The sequence below is a fragment of the Hansschlegelia beijingensis genome (assembly GCF_045505405.1).
Classification (GTDB): domain Bacteria; phylum Pseudomonadota; class Alphaproteobacteria; order Rhizobiales; family Methylopilaceae; genus Methylopila; species Methylopila beijingensis_A.
Genome location: NZ_JBJKEX010000199.1, coordinates 1 through 5,504, shown reverse-complemented (window position 1 = coordinate 5,504; position 5,504 = coordinate 1). Strand labels below are relative to the sequence as shown.

Sequence of the window (5,504 nt, the reverse complement as noted above, 5' to 3'; positions counted from 1 at the left end):
GTCGCCTTCTGCGTCGTCGTCTTCGGCGGCAGGCTCGGGCTCGACCGGAGTCGCCACGAGCGGCGTCTCCTCGGCGACGTCGCTGACCGGGACCTCGGCCGGCTCATCGCCCTCTTCGGGCCCGTCCTGGCTATCGTCGGCCGCTTCGAGGCTCTGATCGCCCTCGCTCCGCCCGCCGCCACGACGGCGACGGCGCCGCCGACGACGACGGCCATTGCCGCCCTCCAGCGTATCCTCGTCGCTCGTGGGGTGCGCCTGTTCCCTGGCGGCCGGCTGTTCGGCCGGAAGCTCCTCGGCCGCCTCGACCGGCGCGAGCTCCTCGGGCTCGATGCTGTCGACCCGGACCTGAGGGGCGGCGAGCCGCGGCGCGCCGCTCGCCGGGTCGGTGCGCTCGACCTGCGCATGCTGGCCGGCGGGCAGGTGCTCCTCGGCCGTGATGCTGACGAAGACGCCGAAGCGATCCTCGATCTCGCGCAGATGCGTCCGCTTCTGGTTCAGGATGTACAGGGCGACTTCGCCGCGCGTCTTGACCAGCAGGTTGCGGGACGCGTCCTTGAGGAGATGGTCCTCGACGGTGCGCAGCACGTGCAGCGCGACCGACGGCACCGCCCGCACGATGCCGGAGCCGTTGCAGAGCGGGCAGACCTCGCTCGAGCTCTCCAGCACGCCGGTGCGGATGCGCTGGCGCGACATCTCCATCAGGCCGAAATGCGAGATGCGCCCCAGCTGGATGCGCGCCCTGTCGTCCTTGAGGCAGTCCTTGAGCTTCTTCTCGACGGCGCGGTTGTTGCGCCCCTCTTCCATGTCGATGAAGTCGATGACGATCAGGCCGGCGAGATCCCGCAGGCGAAGCTGGCGGGCGACCTCCTCGGCGGCCTCCAGATTGGTGCGGAGCGCCGTGTCCTCGATGTTGTGCTCGCGGGTGGAGCGACCCGAGTTCACGTCGATCGCGACCAGAGCCTCGGTCTGGTTGATCACGATGTAGCCGCCGGACTTCATCGTGACGATGTTCGAGAACATCGCGTCCAGCTGCGTCTCGACGCCCATCTTCGAGAACAGCGGCTGGCTGTCCCGGTAGGGCTGCACGATCTTCGCGTAGCTCGGCATGAGCATCCGCATGAAGTCCTTGGCTTCGCGATAGCCCTCTTCGCCCGCGACAAGAACTTCGTCGATGTCCTTGTTGTAGAGGTCGCGGATCGAGCGCTTGATCAGCGAACCCTCCTCATAGACCAGCGCCGGCGCGCTCGACTTGAGAGTGAGCTCCCGCACCGTCTCCCAGAGGCGCATCAGATATTCGAAGTCGCGCTTGATCTCGGGACGCGTGCGGCTGGCGCCTGCGGTCCGCAGGATGACGCCCATCCCCTCCGGCACCTCGAGGTCGGAGGCGACCTCCTTGAGGCGCTTGCGATCCTGAGCGGAGGTGATCTTGCGGGAGATGCCGCCGCCGCGCGCGGTGTTCGGCATCAGCACGGAATAGCGCCCGGCAAGCGACAGATAGGTGGTGAGAGCCGCGCCCTTGTTTCCGCGCTCTTCCTTCACGACCTGGACCAGCAGGATCTGGCGGCGCTTGATGACTTCCTGGATCTTGTAGGAGCGCAGCCGGCGCGGCGCGCGCTCGGGCATCTCCTCGAAAGCCTCCCCGGCGCCGACCGATTCGACGGTCTGCTCCTCGGGGTCGCCGTTTTCGACCTTCTCCTCCTGCTCGGCGACGTGGTGCTCGACCGCGGCTTCGGACTCGGCCTTGGCGTCATCGCCGCCCTCCGAAGTCCCGGCCTCGCCGGACGTCTCGTCACCGTCCTGCGCCGTCTCAGCGTCGGCGGAGACCGCGTCGTCGCTGTCGGAGGAGGTCGCCTTGGGGCGCGCGCGGCTGCGCCGGCGCCGGTTGGCGGCGGGCTTCTCCTCGGCGGCCTCTTCCTCGGCGTGCGCCTTCTCGTCCTCGGCGATCAGCGCCTGCCGGTCCGCAACCGGGATCTGGTAGTAGTCCGGATGGATCTCGCTGAAGGCGAGGAAGCCGTGGCGGTTGCCGCCATATTCCACGAAGGCCGCCTGAAGGGACGGTTCAACCCGGGTCACCTTGGCGAGATAGATGTTCCCGCGGAGCTGCTTGCGGTTCGCGCTTTCGAAATCGAACTCCTCAACGCGGGAGCCTCGAACGACGACCACCCTCGTCTCCTCCGGGTGGGTGGCGTCGATGAGCATTTTATTGGCCATGTAGGAAACTCTTGAGTACGGCCGGGCTGGCCGGCGGCCGTCGAAAAAATCGACAGCGCGGGCAGGGCGCGCGGAAGGCGCGGGGGCTCGGCGACGGTTGGGTTGGTTGAGCCTAGGCGGCGCCGCTTTCGCGAAGCCAGCGCGGCGCACGTGTTCGGCAAACGCCGGCGAAGCCGACGGATCGAGGTTTCGGACGGAGCGGGAGCGGCGTGTCTCGCCGTGCGCATTGGTCCGAGCCACCTCGCAAATCTGGAACGGCCCGGGCTCGGTGGCCGGACCGCGTCGCGTGACGTCAACAGCTGGCCCGGCGAAGATAATCGTGGGCCGCTCACGGCGCGTGTCCCGGTCGGCGCCTGGACGCCGGCTGGGTGCTGAACGCTTTCGCTGAGGGTCCTCATTCGCCGTCGGCAGCGACGCAAGCCATCCCCGGACAGTGTGCCTTGGAGTGGCGCGCTAAGCTGCGAGGCGGCGCGTTGAGGCCGCTCAGACGAAACGGGCCGGAAAAAGACTCGCCGCGTTTCGCCGTGGGCGCCGATGTTTAGCCGAGGAGGCTACCTGTGACAAGAAGTAGGCGCGAGAGCGCGCTTGCGACTTTCCCGACGGGGAAGATCACTTCCCGCCGTGGCCGGATGCGCCGCGGCGTCCGCTGATTTAAAGACGATTAACCCTGGGCTCGTAACACGGTTCAGGCGCTCGATAATCACGCCGTTCGAGAAGCTTCGCGATTCACGATGATCCGTTCGCCTCTCTTCGTCCTTCTGGCGCTCATGGCGCTGATCGCGCCGTGCGGGGTCTCGCTCGCCGAGCCGGCTGCGGCCGCGCGGCCGGTGGCGACTGACGCGCGCATCGCGGGGGACGAGCAACGCACGCGGCTGATCATCGACCTCTCCGCGTCCGCGGAGATCAAGGCGTTCACTCTCGCCGACCCTTACCGAGTCGTGATCGATATGCCGGAGGTCGCCTTCCGGCTGCCGGAGACGGCCGGCCGTGAGGGCAGGGGGCTGATCAGCGCCTACCGGTTCGGTCTTCTGGCGCCCGGCCGCTCCCGGATCGTGGTCGACGTCAAGCAGCCGGTCGCGATCGACAAGGCCTTCGTGCTCGACTCCGTCGCCGGCCAGCCCGCGCGGCTCGTGCTGGACCTCACGCCGAGCGACCGGAAGGCGTTCCTGCAGTCGCTGTCGAGCCGGGAGGGAGATCCGACGGGCGCGATCGAAAAGGCGGCCGTCGCCGCGCCGCCGGAGAAGCGCGACCTGCCGGTCGTCGTCATCGATCCCGGCCATGGCGGCGTCGATCCGGGCGCGGCGGGCCCTGCCGGCGCGAGCGAGAAGGACATCGTGCTGGCCTTCGCCAAGCGGCTGAAGGAGAAGATCGAGGCCGGCGGCGTCTCCCGCGTGGTGCTGACGCGGGACGACGACAACTTCATCTCATTGCCTGGCCGCGTGAAGGTGGCGCGCGACAACGCCGCCAGCCTGATGATCTCGATCCACGCCGACACCCTGGCCGATCCCTTCGGCGTCCGCGGCGCCACGATCTACACCCTCTCCGAGAAGGCCTCGGACAAGGAGGCGGAGCGGCTCGCCGAGAAGGAGAACCGCGCCGATCTGATCGCGGGCGTCGACCTGTCGGAGGAGCCGGAGGAGGTCGCTGGCATTCTCTTTGATCTCGCCCGCCGCGAGACGAAGGCCTTCACGACGCAGTTCGCGCGCGGGCTGGTGAAGGAACTCAAGGAAGCCGCCAAGCTCAACAAGAACCCGCTCAGATCGGCCGGTTTCCGCGTGCTCAGGGCGCCGGACGTGCCGTCGGTGCTTCTCGAACTCGGCTATCTGTCGAGCCCGGAGGACGCCAAGCTGATGATGTCGGACAAGTGGCGCGATCAGGCGACGGACGCCGTCGCGGAGGCGGTCGCGCGGTACTTCGACACCCGTATCGCGCAGGGCACACCGCGGGCCGTAAATTAACGTCGCGCGGCCTGCGCCGCACATTCTCCACAAAGCGGCTCGATCCCGTGGCATAGCGAGACGCGCGCGATCAGCCAGCATCTGAGCCCGATGGGGGCGGCCTGACGCGTCGCGCTGCGCCAGATATGCGAGGATCGCTTGCGCCTGCTTGTGCGTTTTTTCGGCTTCCTGTTCGCGACCGGAGCTCTCCTGGGCCTCGCCGGGGCCGCGGTCGCGGGCTATTTTGTCTGGAAGTACTCGAAGGAACTGCCCGACTACGAGCAGCTCGCGAAGTACGAGCCGCCGATCATGACGCGGCTGCACGCGAATGACGGCCGCCTGATCGCGGAGTACGCCAAGGAACGTCGCCTGTTCCTGCCGATCCAGGCCATCCCGCAGCGCCTGATCCAGGCCGTGACATCGGCGGAAGACAAGAACTTCTACGAGCACGGGGGTCTGGACTTCCCGGGCATCGCGCGCGCGGCGCTGTCGAATTTTCAGAACCAGGGGCGGCGGCCGCAGGGCGCGTCGACCATCACGCAGCAGGTGGCCAAGAACTTCCTGCTGACGAACCGGCAGGATTACGAGCGCAAGATCAAGGAGGCGCTGCTCTCGCTCCGGATCGAGCAGACCTATTCCAAGGATCGCATTCTCGAGCTCTATCTCAACGAGATCTATCTCGGGCTGGGCGCCTATGGGGTCGGCGCGGCCGCCCTGGTCTATTTCGACAAGTCCGTCAGCGAACTGACGCTGGCCGAGGCGGCCTACCTGGCGGCGCTGCCCAAGGCGCCGAACAACTACCATCCGTTCCGCTACCCCGAGCGCGCGATCGAGCGCCGCAACTGGGTGATCGACCGCATGGTCGAGAATGGCTACGCGACCGCTGAGGAGGGCGCCGCGGCCAAGAAGTCGGCGCTCGACGTCGATCCCCGTCCCACCGGCAACCAGCTGCCCGCGAGCGAGTACTTCAACGAGGAGGTGCGGCGGGTCCTCTATGAGCGCTATGGCGAGAAGGGCCTCTACGAGGGAGGCCTCTCTGTCCGCACGACGCTTGACCCGCAGCTGCAGCTGATCGCGCGCAAGTCGCTCAGCGACGGCCTCGTCCGTTACGACGAGGCCCGCGGCTGGCGCGGCCCGCTGCGCGAGATCGATCCGCGCGGCGACTGGGGTCTCGCGCTCGCCGACATCCCGGCCTTCACCGACGTGCGTCCGTGGCGGCTCGCGGTGGTGCTCGACGCGGGGGGGCGCCGCCGCCGCCAGGCGTCGGCTGCTCGCTCGCCAGCTCGTCGAGGAAGACGCCGAGCGCCTGCTCCTTCGCCATCACGCCATTTCCTTGGCGAGGGCGTAGATCTCGTC

The 5,504-nt window shown here is 68.0% G+C and carries 3 protein-coding genes; 2 read left to right on the top strand and 1 reads right to left on the bottom strand.

The features are described 5' to 3' along the window. The coding region (locus ACIKT0_RS12175; RefSeq protein WP_407105591.1) for an Rne/Rng family ribonuclease at window positions 1-2,211 on the bottom strand (2,211 nt) is incomplete at its 3' end. A gap of 731 nt (window positions 2,212-2,942) precedes the next feature. Between ACIKT0_RS12175 and ACIKT0_RS12170 the strand changes: the two genes are divergently transcribed. Further along, window positions 2,943-4,169 (top strand): N-acetylmuramoyl-L-alanine amidase, encoded by a 1,227-nt coding sequence (locus tag ACIKT0_RS12170; protein ID WP_407105590.1) that lies wholly within the window; start codon window positions 2,943-2,945, stop codon window positions 4,167-4,169. Between the two features lie 138 nt (window positions 4,170-4,307). Next, window positions 4,308-5,504: transglycosylase domain-containing protein (locus tag ACIKT0_RS12165; protein ID WP_407105589.1), on the top strand; the 1,197-nt coding region annotated here is incomplete at its 3' end.